We start from the raw sequence: 16,240 nt of genomic DNA on the forward strand, positions 1-16,240 counted from the left end.
GGAAAATGCGGAAATGGATCCGCGCCTGTTGGGCAGCAAACGCTGTGCCGGCGCGGCCCCGGCGCCCGCTGCGCTTCAGTGGAAGTTCCGGCTGGTGACCGACAGCGTGCCCAGCAGTGGCGTCAGGTCGACCAGGCGATGGGCAATCAGGTGGCGTACGCTGCTGACGTTCTGCCACACCCCGTACACCCCCAGCAGCGTGGACGCCAGCAGTTCCTTGCGCTGCCTGTCGATCAGTTCGCGCCGCACCACCACATTGACCGCGCCGGTTTCATCTTCGATCGAAACGAAGATCGTGCCATTGGCCGTGCCGGGCCGTTGACGCACCGTGACCAGGCCGCAGGCGCGCGCCAGCCGCTTGTCGGGGTAGGCGCTGAGCGTTTCCGCCGTTTCGAAGCGGCGCGCCTTCAGCTTGTCGCGGAGCAAGGCCAGGGGATGGCGATGCAGCGTGAAGCGCAGCGAACGGTAATCGTCGGCGATGGTCTGGCCTTCGGTGGGCAGGGGCAGTTCGGGCGCCTGTGTTTCCATGATGGCGGCATCGCGCAGCAGGCCCTTGGCGGGCGGACCGGCCGCCGCTTCCCAACGTGCCTGGCGGCGATGGCCGGCCAGGGCGCTCAGGGCATCGGCCGCCGCCAGCGCGTCCAGGTCGTGGCGGCTGAGATCCGCGCGCCGCGCCAGATCCGCGGTGTGCGCGTAAGGCTGTTGCAGCCGCGCGGTGGCGATGCGCAGCGCCGCCGCTTCGGACATGCCCTTGACCAGGTTCAGCCCCAGCCGCACGGCGGGCCGGCCCTTCGCGGTGGCGTGGGTGAAGTCCAGCCGGCTGTCCCAATCGCTGGCGCAGACGTCCACCGGCAATACCGTCACGCCGTGGCGGCGCGCATCCTGGATCAGCTGCGCCGGCGCGTAGAAACCCATGGGCTGCGAGTTCAGCAAGGCCGCCAGGAAGGCTTCCGGTTCATGCCGCTTGATCCATGAACTGGCATAGGCCAGCAGGGCGAAGCTGGCGGCATGGCTTTCCGGGAAGCCATATTCGCCGAAGCCTTCGACCTGGCGGAAAATGGCCTCGGCGAATTCCTTGGCATAGCCGCGTATCAGCATGCCGTCGACCAGCTTGTCGCGGAATTTGTGCACGCCGCCCTTGCGCCGCCACGCCGCCATGGAGCGGCGCAGTTCATCGGCTTCGCCGCCGCTGAAGCCCGCCGCCACCATGGCGATCTGCATGACCTGCTCCTGGAAAATCGGCACGCCCATGGTGCGTTTCAGCACCGCGCGCACGTCTTCGCTGGGATAGGCTTCTTCTTCCAATCCCTGGCGCCGCCGCAGATAGGGATGCACCATGCCGCCCTGGATGGGGCCAGGGCGCACGATGGCGACTTCCACCACCAGGTCATAGAATTCGCGCGGCCGCAGGCGCGGCAGCATGGTCATCTGCGCGCGCGATTCGATCTGGAACACGCCTATCGTGTCGGCTTCGCAGATCATGTTGTAGGTGGGGGTGTCGTGCGGCGGTATGTCCTGCATGGCGAAGGCGTGGCCGCGCCGCAGCGATATCAGTTCCAGCGCGCGGCGGATGACCGAAAGCATGCCCAGGGCCAGCACGTCCACCTTCAGCAGGTGCATGGCGTCCAGGTCGTCCTTGTCCCACTGCACCACGCTGCGGCCTTCCATCGCGGCGTTTTCGATGGGCACCAGGCGCGACAATTTGCCGCGCGAGATCACGAAGCCGCCCGGATGCTGCGACAGGTGCCGCGGAAATCCCATCAGCAGCGTGGCCAGCGCCGCCCACTGCCTGGCCACGACGGATTCGGGGTCCAGCCCGCAGGCCTGGAAGCCGTTCAGCAGGCCTTCGCGGCTGTCCCACCATTGATGCGCCTTGGCCACCGCGTCGACGATGGCCGGATCCACGCCCAGCGCCTTGCCGGTATCGCGCAGCACGCTGCGCGGCCGGTAGGAGATCACCACCGCCGTCAGCGCGGCACGCGCGCGGCCGTATTTTTCATAGATGTACTGGATGACTTCTTCGCGGCGCTGGTGCTCGAAATCGACGTCGATGTCGGGCGGTTCGTTGCGTTCCTTGCTGATGAAGCGCTCGAACAGGGAATTGCCGCGCGCGGGATCGACTTCGGTGATGCCCAGGCAATAGCACACCGCCGAATTGGCGGCCGACCCGCGCCCCTGGCACAGGATGCCTTGCGAACGCGCGAACTTGACGATGTCGTAGACCGTCAGGAAATACGCTTCGTAGCGCAGGTCCTGGATCAGCGCCAATTCCTTTTCGACCTGCGCGGTGATGGCGGCGGGTATCTGTGCGCCGAAGCGCCGATGCGCGCCCGCATAGGTTTCGGCGCGCAGGTAGGAGCCCGGCGTGGTCCCGGCGGGCACGATTTCGTCGGGATACTGGTAGCGCAATTCGTCCAGGCTGAAGGTGCAGCGGCGGGCGATCTCCAGGGTCTGGCGCAGCGCTTCCGCGGGATAGAGGCGGGCCAGCTGCAGGCGCGAGCGCAGGTGGCGTTCGGCATTGGCGGCCAGCGCGTAGCCGCATTCGCTGACCGGCTTGCCCAGGCGGATGGCGGTCAGCGTGTCATGCAGCGGCTTGCGCGAACGGACGTGCATTTCCGCCAGGCCCAGCGCGGTGACCGGCAAGCCGCAGTCGCGCGCGGTGTCTTCCACGGTGGCGCGATGCAGGTCGTCGCGCGACTGGTGCCTGGCCATCAGGCCCATCCACGCGCGGCCGGGAAATACCCGCGCCAGCCAGCGCGCCTGGGTGGCCAGCTGGCCGGCGTCGATGCCCTGGGCCGGCGCCAGGATGGCCAGGCATTCGGGCAGGCCGGCCAGGTGCGCATAGTCCGCCGGCGGCCGTTCCAGCTGGGAAGGCGCAAGCAGGTATGAGCCTTTTATGGCCGCGCCGGTGCGCGCCATGGTGATCAGTTCGCAAAGATTGCCGTAGCCTTCGCGGGTCTGCGCCAGCAGGATCACACGCATGGGTTCGGGGTGCGCGGGATCGTCCAGTTCGAAATAGCTGCCGATGATCAGCGGGAGCTTGAGCGTTTTCGCTTCGACGTGCGCGCGCACCACGCCGGCCACCGAGCATTCGTCGGTGATGGCCAGGGCGGCATAACCCAGTTCCGCGGCGCGCGTCACCAGTTCTTCCGCATGCGAGGCGCCGCGCAGGAAGGTGAAGTTGGTCATGCACCCCAGTTCCGCGTAGGCGGGGATCATGGCGATGGATTCATCGAAGGCTTGCATGGCGTGTCCGGCTCGGCGTATCAGGCATATGTCGTATCAGGCATACAGCCCATGCAGATACCAGCGCGCATCGTCCACGCCGCGTTCGCGGTAGACCCAATAGCGCGCGGCGTGGTCATCTTCCGCCACGAAATAATCGCGTACTGCCGCGGCTTCGTCCCACCAGCCGCTTTCGATGCGTTCCGGACCGCGCACCAGTTTCAATGGCGTTCCGTACACGGGCCGATGGCGCCGCACTTGCAGCGGTTGTGGCGGATTGAGCAGCCAGAAGGGACGGTCCAGCGCGGGCGCGGGTTCGCTGGCCCCGGCCGCGCCATGCACGCCGGTCCAGCGATTGGCGACTTCGGGCCGATGATCGGCGACGGGGTCGGGACGCAGTACCCGGTCGGCGCCCAGGCGGGCCGTCAGCATGTCCAGCAGGCGCGCGCGTTCGCTGGCGACCTGGGCCGGTTCGGGAAACAGCGTGGTATTGGCCGCGGGTTGCGGGACCGTGTGCGGCGCGTCCAGCACGACCGCGACCACCGGCGCCTGCAGCGTCATGCGATCCAGCCGTTCGCGCAGCAGGCCCAGCAGGTGCGCCGGTTGCCAGGCCGGTTCGGCCAGCGTCAATTCCAGCAGGCTGGGCGGCCGCGCATGGCGGCCGCGTTCGTGTTCCAGGGCCAGCGTCAGCCGCGGCACGGCACGCTGGCGCGCGGTCAGCCAGCCGCTCATCTGTTCCACCAGTATGCGCGCCACCGCCAGCACCGCATCGGTGTGTTCGATGCGTTCGATAAGTTCGAAGCGGCGCTTGAAGGCCAGGGGAGGAGAAATCCAGGCGTGCGCCTGCGCCGCGTCGCCATACGCGGCATCCAGGGTTTTCAGCAGCGCCGTTCCGCAGCGGCGCTGCAGGCCGGCGCGGGGCAGGCGGCGCAGGAAGCCGAAATCGCGGCAGCCGATGCCGTGCAGCCATTCCAGATGGGGCTGGGCCGGCGGCAGCAGGGCGCAGGGCAGGGCGTCCAGGCGCCGCGCCAGGCGCGCCATCGCCAATGCATGGCGTGGACCGGTATGGGTATCGGCCCTGCGCGCCAACAGCCAGGCGCCGCCCGCGGTGGGCGCGATGCCCAGATGCGCCTGCAGATTCAGCGTGCGCAACGTGCCGGCGACGCGGCGCGCCAGGGCGCGCGGCCCCCCGAATACGCGCAGGCTGGCACCGACGTTCAGCAGCAGGGCGTGCTGGTCGCCGAGCGCGACGTCCGGCGTGTATTGCAGCAGGGCCAGCGCGGCGCCTTCCAAGGCCGCGCCTTCGGCCGCCAGGTCGCGGTCCAGCAGAATGGCGTGCGGCGCCAGGGCATTGGCGCCGGCGCGGCGCATGCCCAGGGTAATGCCATGGCTGGCGGCAGCCGGCGTCAGGGCCATGACGCATTCCTGCTCGATGACCGCGCATGCCGTGACGTCCAGGGGCCACGGCGGATGCAGGGCATCAAGCGCCAGCCTCGGCAGGTAGACGGCGATCCAGAGTTGCATGGTGATCGAAAACAAGGTCGTGCGTGGGCCGCGCGATGTCCCGGGCAGGCGCGCGCCGGTCCAGCGCGATATACAGGGAATGTCCGCACACCGGCCCGCGGCGTTTGACGATATCCACCTGCAATCCATCGCCGGCCGGCGCCAGCGCCAGGCGCAATGGCGCCGGCGATGCCTGGGCGCCGGCGCGCGTCGGGCGCAGACAGAAGAACAGGGTGGCGCCCCCCTGCGCCGCCAGATGCAGCCGCCGCAGGGATTCCGGCTGCGCCTGCGGCAGCCAGCACAGCAAAGCGGCGCAGCTGCCGTTTTTCAGCACCTGTTCCGCCGACCACAAGGCATCCGCCGGGCGTTCCGGATTCACCCAGAGCAGCCGGGCGGGGTCCAGCCCCCAACTGGTCCAAGCCGCGATATTGGGCACGCAGGGCGGCTGGACCAGCACGATGCTGCCTTCCCGGTCCAGGGCCTGCAGCGCCGGCCGCAGCAGGCGTATTTCACCGATGCCGGGACGCGGCAGCAGCAATTCGTTCAAGGCCGCGGGAGGCCAGCCCCCGCCGGGCAATTCCTTTTCCAGATCCGGATACCCCGTCGGCACCGCCGCCCGCGCCGCGCGCGCGAACTGCGTCCCCCGCCACAAGGCGGGATGGATCTGTTCGGGCGGCGGCATGGAAAGCGACGGCATGACGGCGGAGCAAGGAAGGCAAGGGCGGAAACGCCCGGCGGATCAGGGCCGGGCGCGAGGGGTTCAGGTTGGATATTTACTGGACAAATATACAGTAAAAATCCGGCGAAACCGTATCGCCTTGCAAGCCCGCGCCAAGGTAGAGCAGGGGCGCTATAAGCTGTGATTCACGTCCTTCATGGAATCAGTCGGCGTACCATCTATTGAACTTCGACGGTTCGGCGTCATCTCATTCGCATTCACGGGAGGATTCCCTATGCGCTCCGTTTACTCAAAGTCCATCGCCGGCTCGATGCTGCTGTCCGCCTGCCTGCTCCTGGGCGGCAATGCCTATGCGGCGGAGGCCACGCCCGATCAGGTGTACCAGGCCGCGCAGGCGGGAAATTATCGCGAAGCCCAGGCGATGATGGACCAGATCCTGCGCGATCATCCGAACAGCGCCAAGGCGCATTTCGTGGAAGCGGAATTACTAGGCAAGCAAGGCAAGCTGCAGCAGGCCCAGGCGGAACTCAATACCGCGATCCGCCTGGATCCCAGCCAGAATTTCGCCCGTCCGGGCGCCGTGGATGAACTGCGCAGCCTGATCGCCTCGAGCGGCAACGCATCACGCGCGCAAGGCACGTTTTCCGGCATTCCCTGGGGGATGGTGCTGGCGATCGCCGGGCTGTTGATCGTCGTGTCCCTGGTCATGCGCGCACGCAGGCGCGCCAACGGCGCGGCCGGTCCCAACGGCGGCTACGGTCCCATGCGCACGTCCTCGCCTTACGGACCCAATGGACCCTACGGGCCGCAGGGCGGAGCTCCAGGCGCTCCCCAGGGCGGCTACGGCTATCCCGGCGGCGCTGCCCCTGGCCAGGCCGGTCCCGGCATGGGCTCGGGCATTCTTGGCGGCCTGGCGACCGGGGCGGCGGTGGGCGCCGGCGTGGTCGCGGGAGAAGCCCTGATGGACCGCGTCCTGCATCGCGGTTCGGACAATGCGGGCAATCTCGGCAACGCCGATCCCGCGCGCGGCGCCGGCGCGGCGACGGCCGGCGAACAAGGCTACGACATGGGCGGCAACGATTTCGGCCTGCGCGATGCCAGCTCCTGGGACGATGACGAAAAGCGCAAGCTCGCCAATAACGACGGCGGCGACAACAGCTGGAACGTGGGCAATCCCTGGGACGATGGCGGTTCTTCCAGCGATGGCGGTTCCTGGGACGACGGCAGCAGCAGCGGTTCCGACGATTGGACCTGAGCAGGTCCGCCCAGGAGAGGCTGTCGATATTCGAAGCCGGCGCAATCCGGCTTTTTTACGCCCACCGCCCCCGCACCCGCTTCACGGGACCGTTCAGGCGACTGGGCGGGCAGTTGGGCGGGCGACCGCGCACGCAACTGTTGACACCCTCCTCAAGCATGTATATCGTACGATATATGTCTTACGATATAGAGGACGTCATGAACTTTCCTTTCCATCATTGGTTCTTCATGCGCCGCGCCATGGGCGCCATGGGCGGCTGGGGTATGCATCACGGCATGGTCGGCCGCCACGGCGGCGGTCATCGCGGGCGCCATGGCCATCACGGCGATGACGGCGATCACGACGGCGGCGATCGCGGCTGGATACGCGGGCGCAAGTTCGGCGGCGACGAACTGCAGCTGATGCTGCTGGGCATCCTGGAAAAAAATCCCAGCCACGGCTATGAACTGATCAAGGCCCTGGGCGCGATGAGCAGCGGCTTCTACACGCCCAGCCCCGGCATGATCTATCCCGCGCTGACCTACCTGGAAGAAATCGGCTACGCCACCGTCGAACTCGAAGGCAGCAAAAAGCGCTATCACCTGTCGGAAGAAGGCCGCGCGCATCTGGACGCCAACCGCGACAGGCTCGACATGATGTTCGGCAAGCTCAAGCACGTGGCCCGGAAAATGGAATGGATGCGCCGCGCGTGGACGGGCAAGCCCATGGAAGCCGGTCCTGAAGGCGAAGATGCCGCCACCGGCTGGGTCCCCGAGCTCGTGCAGGCCAGGCAGGCGCTGAAGCAGGCCGTATTCCGCCGCGACGATGCGGACCCCACGGAGCAGCGCCGCATCGCCGCCATCCTGATGCGCGCGGTGCGGGAGATCGAAGGCGACGGCACGGAGCAAGCATGACGACCCTCGAGCTCTCCGTGCAACGCGTGCGCCATCCATTGAAAATGCGGCTGCTGCAGGTGGTCCGCACCCGGCTGGTATCGCCGCAGTTGCTATGCGTCACGCTGACCGGCCCGGACCTGGAAGGCTTCGTGTCCGCCTCGTTCGACGATCACGTGAAGGTCTTTTTCCCGGAACCCGGGCAGGACCAGCCCGTCCTGCCCATCGTCGGTCGGGAAGGCATCTCCATGCCGCCCGGCGCGCCTCGTCCGGCCGCGCGCGACTACACGCCGCGGCGCTACGACGCCGATGCCAACGAGCTCGATATCGAGTTCGTGCTGCATGGCGACGGCCCCGCGTCCAGCTGGGCCGCGCAGGCCCGTCCCGGCCAGTTCATCGGCGTGGGGGGCCCGCGCGGTTCCTTCGTCGTGCCCACGGCCTTCGATTGGCATTTGCTGATCGGCGACGAGACCGCCTTGCCCGCCATCGCGCGCCGCTTGCAGGAGCTGCCCGCGTCGACGCGCGCCATCGCCATCATCGAAGTGGCCGACGCCACGGCGGAACTCCCGCTCCCGTCGCGTGAGGGCATCACGCTGCAATGGCTGCATCGCGATGGCGCGCCGTCCGGCGACCCCACGCGCCTGGAACAGGCGGCGCGCCAGGTGCAATTGCCGGCGGGCGAAGGCTATGTCTGGGCGGCCGCCGAATCCGTGGCGGCCAAGGCCGTGCGGCGGGTGCTGGTCGAAGAGCGCGGCATTCCGAAGAACCGCATCCGCGCATCCAGCTACTGGAAACGCGGGTCGTCCGGCGTGCACGAAACGCTGGAGGATTGACGCCTGCCCGCCGCGCCGCCGGCCCTCAAGCACACCGGGCGGACATGACGTCCGGCCCGTGGCGAAGAAAGGACCGACCGACTAGCCGATCTTCAGGTTCGTCGCCTTGATGATCTTCCCCCACTTGTCCTTTTCCGAAAGGATGAAGCGCTGGAATTGCTGCGGGGTATCGCTCACCAGGTCCACGCCGGTGGCCTGGAACTTGGCGATGACGGCGGCGTCGGCCAGCACCTGGCGCACCGCCGCGTTGATCCGGTTGACGATCTCCGGCGGCGTGTGCGCCGGCGCGACCAGCCCGAACCACGCATCGGATTCGAAGCCGGGCACGGTTTCCGCGATGGCGGGTATGTCCTTCATGCTCGGCAGGCGCTTGCTGGACGCCACGCCCAGCGGCTGCATCGTGCCTGCCTTGACCTGCGGATAGGTGGTGGGCGAGTTGTCGAACATCACCAGGATCTGTCCGCCGATCAGGTCGGTGGCCGCCGGCGCGCTGCCACGGTAGGGAATGTGCTGCAGATCGATGCCCGCATCGAGCTTGAGCAGTTCCATCGTCAGATGGCTGGTCGTGCCGCTGCCCTGCGAACCGTAGGCAACCCGGCCAGGGTGCGCTTCCGCATAGGCGATCAGTTCGGCGACGGTCTTGAACGGCGCCTTCACATTCGACACCAGCATGATCGGGACCGACGCCAGCAACGATACGGGTGTGAAGTCCTTGATCGGGTCGTAGCCGGGGCTGGCGTACAACTGCTGGTTGATGCTCAAGGGGCCGGCGCTGGACACCAGCAGGGTGTAGCCGTCGGGCTTGGCGCGCGCGACGTAGGCGGCGCCGACATTTCCGCCGGCGCCCTGGCGGTTCTCCACGATCACCGACTGCTTCAGGATGGGCCCGAGCTTCTCGGCCAGCACGCGCGCGATCACGTCGGTGGTGCCGCCGGGCGGAAAGGGTACGACGATATTGATGGTCTGCGCGGGCCACGCTTCCGCCGCCCAGCATGAGGCTGATGGAAGAACGCAGGCCATCACAGCGGCCGCCATCGCGTGCCGCAGCTTCTTCAACATGGTTTGTCTCCGTGGTTGTCGTTTTTTTATGTATTACCGATGCCTGCTCAGAATCCGTAAAGCCTGGCCGGGTTCTCCACCAGCATCTTGCGTTGCACGTCAGGGTCCGGCGCCCATAGCGGGATCAGGTCCACCAGGTCGCCATCGTTCGGCATCGGAACATCGCATATCGGATGCGGCCAGTTGCTGCCCCATATCAGCCGATCTGGCCAGCGCCGTACGCACTCGTGGATCATCGGCAGCATGTCGGCGTGCGGATACGGTTCGCTCGACAGGCGGTACAGGCTGGCCAGCTTGATCCATACGCGTCCGCTCTCCATCAGCCCCGCCAGTGTCTGGAACGCCGGGCTGTGGACGCCTTCGTCGGCGCGGATGCGGGCCAGATGGTCCAGCACCACGTCGACGCGCTGCGCACTCAAACGCGGCGCCAGTTCCACCAGCTCTTCGGATTTCTTGAAATGCAGCACCAGATGCCAGCCCATCTCGCGGGCTTCCGCGGCCAGCGCATCGAAGGCGTCGAAACCGACGCCGCCGCCGACCACCGTCGACATGCGGTAGCCGCGCATCCCGAGTTCGTGCATGGCCTCGCGTTCCATGGCCGGCCGGCCAGGCGGGATCACCGCCACGCCGCGCGCGCGCGGACCCATGCGCCGCAAGGCATCCAGCGTCGCCGCGTTGTCGGTGCCGTGCGCACCGCCATGCACGATGACGGCGCGGTCGATGCCCAGGGTCGCAAGCAGCTTTTCGTAGTCCTCCACGGTGCAGTCTTCCGGCGTGTAGCTGCGCTCGGGCGAATACGGGAAACGATGCGCGGGGCCGAAGATATGCGCGTGGCAATCGCAGGCGCCTTGCGGCATCTGGAAGCGCGGCTTGCGGGTATCGCGGTCGGGGCCGGGGCAGGCGTGCATGCCGCGCTCCTTCATTCCGACGCGCCGGCGGCCGCCTGCGCTTCGCGTTCGGCGATGCGCGCCAGCATCTCCGCCCCGCGATTGGCCGCCGAAACGCCGCGGAAGATGTACGCCATGCTGACCACGGCCTGCATCTCTTCCCAGGTCGCGCCCGCGCGGCGCGCCGCGATGCCGTGGATCATGGCGGCATCGCTCAACTCGACCACCAGCATGCCGAAGATCATCAACTGGGCGGTCTTGGTGTCGAAGCAGGCGGGGTTCATCGCGTGCGCGCGCACCTGTTCCTGCAGGCGCACCACTTCGGGATCGAGCGCGCCGGTCACCACCAGGCGCGATTCCACGCGCGGCGGCAGGTAGCCCAGCAGGTCGCGGTACGAATCCGCCAGTTGCGCCATGCTTTCGTGCGCCTGCCCCATGGCCTTGCCGGCGATCTCTTTGTCGATACGAGCTGACATTCTGCATTCCTCGATACGCGGCGTCGGGCGCCGGAGCGGCTATCTTTCGCCAAGGAATAATCGAAGTCAACAGAAAAATCGATTTTATTGTTTGCAATCGATCCTGGCGTGATGCGCGGTAGAATCCGCCGATACCTGGATGAATACCCGCATGAAAAACCTCATGGAAGCGTTGACCGCCGACACCGATGCCGAAACCGGCTCGTCCCTGACGGCGTCCGTCGCGATCCAGGTGCGGGCGGCGATCCTGCAAGGCATCTACGCGCCCGGCGCCAAGCTTCGCCTGGACGATCTGCGCCGCGAGTACGGCGTCAGCCTGAGCCCGTTGCGCGAAGCGCTGACCCGGCTGGCGGCGGAAGGCCTGGTGCAGATCACCGACCAGCGTGGCTACCGCGTCGCGCCGGTCTCCGCCGCCAATCTGCTGGAAGTCACCAAGCTGCGCATCCAGCTGGAAGTCATGGCCCTGACCGAATCCCTGGCCAAGGGCGACGACCGCTGGGAAGACAGCCTGGTTGCCGCGTACCACCGCCTGAGCCGGCTGGACCGGGAAGGCACGCGTGACGAACGCTGGGAAAAAGCGCACCGCGCCTTCCATCTGACCTTGTTCGCCGCCTGCGGCATGCCCTTGCTGCTGCGTTTCTGCGGCACCCTGCACGATCTCAGCGACCGGTACCGACGGCTATTCCTGGTGCGGCATGCGCCCGACGCCAACGTGCCCGATGAGCACCAGGGCATCTTCGACGCCGCCATGGCGCGCGACGCCGAACGGGCGGCGAAAATACTCACGCGTCATCTGGAGCGTACGGGCCGCAACGTGATGGCGATCCTCAACGAAGCGCAGGCCGCGGATCCCGCACCGTATCGATGAAGCGGGCCAGCACGGGATTGGCCGCGTGCTTGCCGAAGGTGAACACCAGCGGCATGTCGATCGACAGATCGCTCAGGCGCGCGAACCGCGCCAACGCGGGCGGACGTCCGAGGTTGGCCGAATTGACGATGGCCGCGCCGATGCCGGCGCAGACCAGCGCCAGCATGGCCGCCTCGGTCGAGACTTCCTGCACGACGCGCAGCGTCACCCCCCGCTCCTGGCAGGCGCCGATCAGCTTGTCGAAATACAGCGGATAGACCGTGCGCGGGAAGGTGACGAACGGCCAGTCGGCGATGTCACGCAAGGCCACGTCGGGGAGTTCGCCCGCGCCCGCGTGGCCGTTCCCGGTCGGTTCGATGGGCAGCTGCCACGCCAGCGGCGCGGCGAGCAGCACGTCGTTCGTCCTGAGCGGCAAGGCCTCGAACGTGTCAGGCAGCGGGCCGTACTGATAGACGAAGCCGCCATCGAGCGCACCCGCTTCGATCTGCTGCAATTGATCGGGCGTATTCATCGGGATCAACTCGATCCGCACGTCCGGGACCTCCAGCTGGAATCGCCGGAAGATATCGGGAACGATGCCGTCCCAGGCGCTGTTCTCGACGAAACCCAGCCGCAGATAGCCCTGCGCGCCCGACGACAGGCGCCTGGCGGTGCGTGCCGCCGCTTCCAGGTGGGCGATGGCGGCGCGCGCCTCGCGCAGGTACGCCTGTCCGGCCACCGTCAACTTCAGTCCGCGCGGCGTGCGCTCGAACAGCATCAGGCCCAGCTCTTCTTCCAGATCCTGGATCTGCCGGGAAATCGCCGGCTGGGTGACGTGTATCCGCTCCGCCGCGATACGGATGCTGCCCGACTCGGCGGCGGCGATGAAATAGCGTAGATGCCGTAGTTCCATCTGTTGCCTCGATGCCATTGCTATCGGGCAACGATGATGCCACAGCACGCCCGCCTACGGTTTCAGGCCGTCCAGGCTGTACGCCACGGGCAGCCAGCGATAGCCCTGGCCGTCGCGCTGCACATGGCCCAGTCCGGGGAAGGGGATGTGCGCGCCGCCCACCAGATAGCCGTCGCGGGCCGCTTCGTCGAAGGCCTGCTTGCGGGCGCGCGCGGCTTCGGCCGCCACGACGTCGAACTGGATGGTCACGTTCGGGCGGCTGAACTGCACCTCTTCGGCATGGACGATGTCGCCCCAGAGTTCCAGCCGGTGTCCGTCGCTTTCCACCAGGTAGCGCGTGTGGCCCGGCGTATGCCCGGGTTGGGGGATCGCGCGTATGCCGGGCAATATCCGCGCGCCGCTGGCGAAGGGCTTGAGCCGGCCCGCCTGCGCGTAAGGGTCCAGGGACTGACGCGCCTGCTCGAATACATGGCGGTCCTTCTCCGGCGCCTTGGCGGCGTTGGCCGGGTCGAGCCAGTAATCGGCATCGTGCTTGTCCACATAGACATCCGCGTTGAGGAACAGCATGCGCCCCTTGACGGTCAGCCCGCCCGAGTGATCGCCATGGATATGGGTCAGCAGCACCCTATCGATGTCCGCCGCGTCGTAGCCCGCCGCCTTGATATTGCGCAGCAGTTGTCCGCCGCCGCGGCCGCCGAAGAAGTCGCCGGCGCCGGTATCCACCAGGACGAGGTGCGTGCCGGTATGGATCAGGAAGGTATTGATGGACGTTTCCACCGGTTCCGAGCGATGCGCGCGCGCAAGGTCGGCCTGGGTCTGTTCGGGCGGCGTCTGCAGCAGCTTGTCGAGCGGAATGGCGATGGTGCCGTCGGAGATGGCGGTGACTTCGAACTGTCCCAGCATCATGCGATAAAAGCCGGGCGCCTGGGTCCGCACTTGCGGCGGGACGGTGGCGCTGGCCTTGCCCGCATCCTGCGGCGCGGCCTGGGCCCAGGCGGGCGCCTGGAGGCCGGCCAGGGATAGGGCGGCCGCGAGGACGGCAAGTTTCAGGGCGGACGCCACGCGCTCGCGGCGGGTCGATGGTGGGATGGTTTTCATGCGATAGCCTCTTTCCGGGTTAAAGCGCGGCGCGGCCCGCGGCCACGCCGTCGGTGCGGACAATGACGGATTCCACGGCTGCCGCGCGGCGGGCGGCCATCCAGTACAGCAGCGCGCTGAACGCCGCGGCGACCGTGCCGACGATGGCCAGGGCCGTGGCCAGGCCGGTGCGCGGATCCGCCAGCCATTCGTTGATGCCGCCGACGGCGTAGGGCCCCAGCCCGCCGCTGATGGCGTTGGTCATGAACACCAGCAACGCGAGCGAGCGGCCGCGCATGCGGTTGGGTATGGCGATCTGCAACGGCACCGGCGCCAAGGCCATGACGATGCTGGCGGCGTAGGCGCACAAGCCGTACAGCGCCAGGGTCAGGGCCAGGGATGGCGCCAGGGGCGCCACGCAGGCCACCGGGATCAGCAGCGTCGCGGCCCAGGCGGCGATGCGCAACACCTTGCGCAAGGCGGCGGTGTCGCTGACCTTGCCGACCAGGAAGCTGGCGCTGACGACGCCGGCCATGCCGCCCAGCATGTAGATCGGTCCCGCCAGCTTGCCCACTTCGCTGGCGCTGAGCCCGAACCGGCGGATGATCATGGTCGGAAACCAGGCCGAATGCGAATAGAACAACAGGATCAGCGCGACATAGCCGAAGAAGTAGGGCAGGCAGAAGCGATTGCGCACGAACAGCTCGCGCAGGACTTCCGTCAGCGGCGGTGCGGCCGTTCCCTGCGTCACGCCGCGGCGCGGCGGCTCCTTGATGGTCAACGCCACCAACGCGGCCAGCACCAGGCCGGGCAGTCCGAGGACGAAGAACACCATCTGCCAGGCGTGCAGGTCGTGCCGCGCCAGCCACGCCGCCGCATTGGGCGCGTCCATCGCGCCCAGCAGCGCGCCGCCGCCCAATAGCGCGACCCCGCCGCCGACATAGGGTCCCAGCATGAAGGTACTGCTGGCCCGCGCCACCTTGCGCGGCGGGAACAGGTCGCTGAAGATCGACAGCGCCGCCGGGCTCAGGGCGGCCTCGGCGATGGCCGTGCCGGCGCGCCACACCAGCAGTTCGCCGAAACTGGTCGCCGTGCCGCACATCGCGGTGGAAATGGCCCAGATGGCCACGCAGGCCGCGCTGAGCATGACGCGGTTGGAGCGGTCCACCATGCGCGCCACGAACACGCCGGCCGTGGCGTAGCACAGCGTGAACGCGATCCCCTGCAACAGGCCGATCTGCGTGTCGCTCAGCGCCAGGTTGGCCTTGAGCGGCTGGACCAGGATGCTGACCACCTGCCGGTCGATATAGGAAAACACGAAGCAGAGGAAGAACATCCCCACGATGTAGCCATGGGATATCGAACCTGCCTCCGCCGTGGGTCCGGGGAGCGCCCCGGCGCCCGCCTCGGGAACTTGCGCCGGCGCGGTGGCATGCGCTTGCGGCGGGCTCGTCGCCGCGGTATCGGCGGTCGTGTCGCGATTGTTCATGGCATCACCATTGGGCGGGAGACGCGAGCAGGGCGATGCAATCGCCCGGCTCGACGCGTGCATAGGTTCGTGCGCACACCACCATGCCGGCGCCCGCGAAATGCAGCTCGCGGGCGGGCTCCCAGGGCGCATGCGGATCGAACAGGCGCCCGGCCAGCTGGCCGGCTTCGACGTTCTGTCCCAGGCGGAAGCAAGGTTCGAACACCCCATGGCGCGGCGCGAACAGATAATGCCGCGCGCCTTCCACGCGGATCAAGGCCGTGCGGCGCGGCGCCTCGGGCGGATGGTCGTCGATCGTCACACCGGCGGCATGCAGGAAGCGGCGCACGCCGTCTTCCACGATGGCCACGCCATCCACGCTGCAGCTCGCGCCGCCGCCGAACTCGCCGCACAGGAACAGCGTGCCATGGCGCTCGGCCGCCGCGCCATAGGTGCGGTCTTCGCCCAGCAGGTCCATGATCATCGTATGCGGCGCGGCGAAGGCGTCGACCAGCTTCAGGAACTCGTCGTGCCGCGCGGCGTCGCCGGGCAGCGCCGCCAGCAGCGTGGGCATGTGGTTGAACGACGCGCCGCCGGCATGCAGGTCCAGCGCGATGTCCGCGCGGGGGAAAAGCTCGGTGTCGACGTAGTGCGCGATCATGGCCGTCAGCGAGCCGTTGCGCTCGCCCGGGAACATCCGGTTCAGGTTGCCCCGGTCGATCGGCGACGTGCGCGAACCGTTCAGGAAGGCCGGAAAGTTCAGGGCCGGAATCACGATCAGCCGGCCGCGTATCCGCATCTCGGGCATGCGCCGCAGCAGCTTCATCAGGGCCACGGGGCCTTCGTATTCGTCGCCATGGTTGCCGCCCGTCAGCAGCACGGTCGGGCCGGCGCCCTGTTTGAGCACCGCGACCGGTGTCGGTATGTGGCCGTAGGCCGAGCGGTCCTGCGAATAGGGAATGCGCAGGAAACCGGTCTGGAAGCCTTCGCGGTCGTAGTCGACGTCGGTCGAGATCAACGATTTGCGCGCTTGCGCCACGGGTTTTGATGCGGCTCCGGGCGCTGCCTGGATCGTGGGCTCGAGCAGGGTGGGGGACATGTCCTGGTCTCCTTGCGTTATGCGGGCGCCGCGTATCGGCCTGG

Annotated in this window: 14 protein-coding genes; 4 read left to right on the forward strand and 10 right to left on the reverse strand. The window is 67.7% G+C overall.

Translation table 11 applies throughout. The features are described from left to right. Positions 1-75: 75 nt before the first annotated feature. From CAL26_RS10335 to imuA, 3 genes are read right to left on the reverse strand one after another with little or no spacing between them, the layout of a single operon-like run. Positions 76-3,246: an error-prone DNA polymerase gene (locus CAL26_RS10335; protein ID WP_094846768.1), complete on the reverse strand. Its 3,171-nt coding sequence runs from the start codon at positions 3,244-3,246 to the stop codon at positions 76-78. Between the two features lie 36 nt (positions 3,247-3,282). Next, entirely contained in the window at positions 3,283-4,749 is a 1,467-nt protein-coding gene (locus CAL26_RS10340) for a Y-family DNA polymerase (protein WP_094846769.1), read from the reverse strand. Next, positions 4,706-5,410, reverse strand: a complete 705-nt coding sequence (imuA, locus tag CAL26_RS10345) for a translesion DNA synthesis-associated protein ImuA (RefSeq protein ID WP_094847025.1) — start codon at positions 5,408-5,410, stop codon at positions 4,706-4,708. The genes CAL26_RS10340 and imuA overlap by 44 nt, the downstream gene beginning before the upstream one ends. A gap of 271 nt (positions 5,411-5,681) precedes the next feature. Here imuA and CAL26_RS10350 point away from each other — a divergent pair, with 271 nt between their 5' ends. The 3 genes from CAL26_RS10350 to CAL26_RS10360 all read left to right on the forward strand — a co-directional run bounded on the left by CAL26_RS10350 (position 5,682) and on the right by CAL26_RS10360 (position 8,370). Beyond that, the gene (locus CAL26_RS10350) at positions 5,682-6,662 is read left to right on the forward strand and encodes a tetratricopeptide repeat protein (protein ID WP_256988286.1); all 981 of its coding nucleotides are present in this window, start codon (positions 5,682-5,684) and stop codon (positions 6,660-6,662) included. 200 nt (positions 6,663-6,862) lie between these two features. Next, positions 6,863-7,558, forward strand: a complete 696-nt coding sequence (locus CAL26_RS10355) for a PadR family transcriptional regulator (RefSeq protein ID WP_256988287.1) — start codon at positions 6,863-6,865, stop codon at positions 7,556-7,558. Continuing rightward, complete coding sequence (locus CAL26_RS10360; protein WP_094846770.1) at positions 7,555-8,370, forward strand: siderophore-interacting protein; 816 nt, start codon at positions 7,555-7,557, stop codon at positions 8,368-8,370. Before CAL26_RS10355 ends, CAL26_RS10360 begins: the two co-directional genes overlap by 4 nt. Positions 8,371-8,451: 81 nt before the next feature. On the opposite strand, the gene CAL26_RS10365 is transcribed toward CAL26_RS10360, so the two are convergent. The 3 genes from CAL26_RS10365 to CAL26_RS10375 are packed head-to-tail and all read right to left on the reverse strand — an operon-like array spanning position 8,452 to position 10,792. Next, positions 8,452-9,429, reverse strand: a complete 978-nt coding sequence (locus tag CAL26_RS10365) for a Bug family tripartite tricarboxylate transporter substrate binding protein (protein ID WP_094846771.1) — start codon at positions 9,427-9,429, stop codon at positions 8,452-8,454. 47 nt (positions 9,430-9,476) lie between these two features. After that, positions 9,477-10,337, reverse strand: coding sequence for an amidohydrolase family protein (locus CAL26_RS10370; RefSeq protein ID WP_179283317.1), 861 nt, complete (start codon positions 10,335-10,337; stop codon positions 9,477-9,479). 11 nt (positions 10,338-10,348) lie between these two features. Next, positions 10,349-10,792 (reverse strand): carboxymuconolactone decarboxylase family protein, encoded by a 444-nt coding sequence (locus tag CAL26_RS10375; protein WP_094846773.1) that lies wholly within the window; start codon positions 10,790-10,792, stop codon positions 10,349-10,351. Positions 10,793-10,943: 151 nt separating this feature from the next. Here CAL26_RS10375 and CAL26_RS10380 point away from each other — a divergent pair, with 151 nt between their 5' ends. Continuing rightward, on the forward strand, positions 10,944-11,660 hold the full coding sequence (locus tag CAL26_RS10380; RefSeq protein ID WP_256988289.1) for a GntR family transcriptional regulator: 717 nt from the start codon (positions 10,944-10,946) through the stop codon (positions 11,658-11,660). Here the strand turns inward: CAL26_RS10380 and CAL26_RS10385 are convergent. From CAL26_RS10385 to CAL26_RS10400, 4 genes are read right to left on the reverse strand one after another with little or no spacing between them, the layout of a single operon-like run. Next, positions 11,620-12,552, reverse strand: coding sequence for a LysR family transcriptional regulator (locus tag CAL26_RS10385; RefSeq protein WP_094846774.1), 933 nt, complete (start codon positions 12,550-12,552; stop codon positions 11,620-11,622). The genes CAL26_RS10380 and CAL26_RS10385 overlap by 41 nt on opposite strands. Before the next feature lie 54 nt (positions 12,553-12,606). After that, the gene (locus tag CAL26_RS10390) at positions 12,607-13,650 is read right to left on the reverse strand and encodes an MBL fold metallo-hydrolase (RefSeq protein WP_094846775.1); all 1,044 of its coding nucleotides are present in this window, start codon (positions 13,648-13,650) and stop codon (positions 12,607-12,609) included. A 19-nt stretch (positions 13,651-13,669) separates the two neighbouring features. Further along, positions 13,670-15,118: an MFS transporter gene (locus CAL26_RS10395; RefSeq protein WP_094846776.1), complete on the reverse strand. Its 1,449-nt coding sequence runs from the start codon at positions 15,116-15,118 to the stop codon at positions 13,670-13,672. Between the two features lie 4 nt (positions 15,119-15,122). After that, positions 15,123-16,196: a succinylglutamate desuccinylase/aspartoacylase family protein gene (locus CAL26_RS10400; protein ID WP_094846777.1), complete on the reverse strand. Its 1,074-nt coding sequence runs from the start codon at positions 16,194-16,196 to the stop codon at positions 15,123-15,125. Between the last annotated feature and the right edge of the window lie 44 nt (positions 16,197-16,240).

It is taken from the genome of Bordetella genomosp. 9 (assembly GCF_002261425.1).
Lineage (GTDB): Bacteria > Pseudomonadota > Gammaproteobacteria > Burkholderiales > Burkholderiaceae_B > Bordetella_C.

Excerpts from the sequence above, each read along its gene's own strand:
- CAL26_RS10360 (WP_094846770.1), top strand. The coding sequence starts at position 7,555 with ATGACGACCCTCGAGCTCTCCGTGCAACGCGTGCGCCATCCATTGAAA.
- CAL26_RS10390 (WP_094846775.1), bottom strand. The coding sequence starts at position 13,650 with ATGAAAACCATCCCACCATCGACCCGCCGCGAGCGCGTGGCGTCCGCC.
- imuA (WP_094847025.1), bottom strand. The coding sequence starts at position 5,410 with ATGCCGCCGCCCGAACAGATCCATCCCGCCTTGTGGCGGGGGACGCAG.
- CAL26_RS10395 (WP_094846776.1), bottom strand. The coding sequence starts at position 15,118 with ATGAACAATCGCGACACGACCGCCGATACCGCGGCGACGAGCCCGCCG.
- CAL26_RS10380 (WP_256988289.1), top strand. The coding sequence starts at position 10,944 with ATGAAAAACCTCATGGAAGCGTTGACCGCCGACACCGATGCCGAAACC.
- CAL26_RS10370 (WP_179283317.1), bottom strand. The coding sequence starts at position 10,337 with ATGCACGCCTGCCCCGGCCCCGACCGCGATACCCGCAAGCCGCGCTTC.
- CAL26_RS10335 (WP_094846768.1), bottom strand. The coding sequence starts at position 3,246 with ATGCAAGCCTTCGATGAATCCATCGCCATGATCCCCGCCTACGCGGAA.
- CAL26_RS10375 (WP_094846773.1), bottom strand. The coding sequence starts at position 10,792 with ATGTCAGCTCGTATCGACAAAGAGATCGCCGGCAAGGCCATGGGGCAG.
- CAL26_RS10400 (WP_094846777.1), bottom strand. The coding sequence starts at position 16,196 with ATGTCCCCCACCCTGCTCGAGCCCACGATCCAGGCAGCGCCCGGAGCC.
- CAL26_RS10365 (WP_094846771.1), bottom strand. The coding sequence starts at position 9,429 with ATGTTGAAGAAGCTGCGGCACGCGATGGCGGCCGCTGTGATGGCCTGC.
- CAL26_RS10355 (WP_256988287.1), top strand. The coding sequence starts at position 6,863 with ATGAACTTTCCTTTCCATCATTGGTTCTTCATGCGCCGCGCCATGGGC.
- CAL26_RS10350 (WP_256988286.1), top strand. The coding sequence starts at position 5,682 with ATGCGCTCCGTTTACTCAAAGTCCATCGCCGGCTCGATGCTGCTGTCC.
- CAL26_RS10340 (WP_094846769.1), bottom strand. The coding sequence starts at position 4,749 with ATGCAACTCTGGATCGCCGTCTACCTGCCGAGGCTGGCGCTTGATGCC.
- CAL26_RS10385 (WP_094846774.1), bottom strand. The coding sequence starts at position 12,552 with ATGGAACTACGGCATCTACGCTATTTCATCGCCGCCGCCGAGTCGGGC.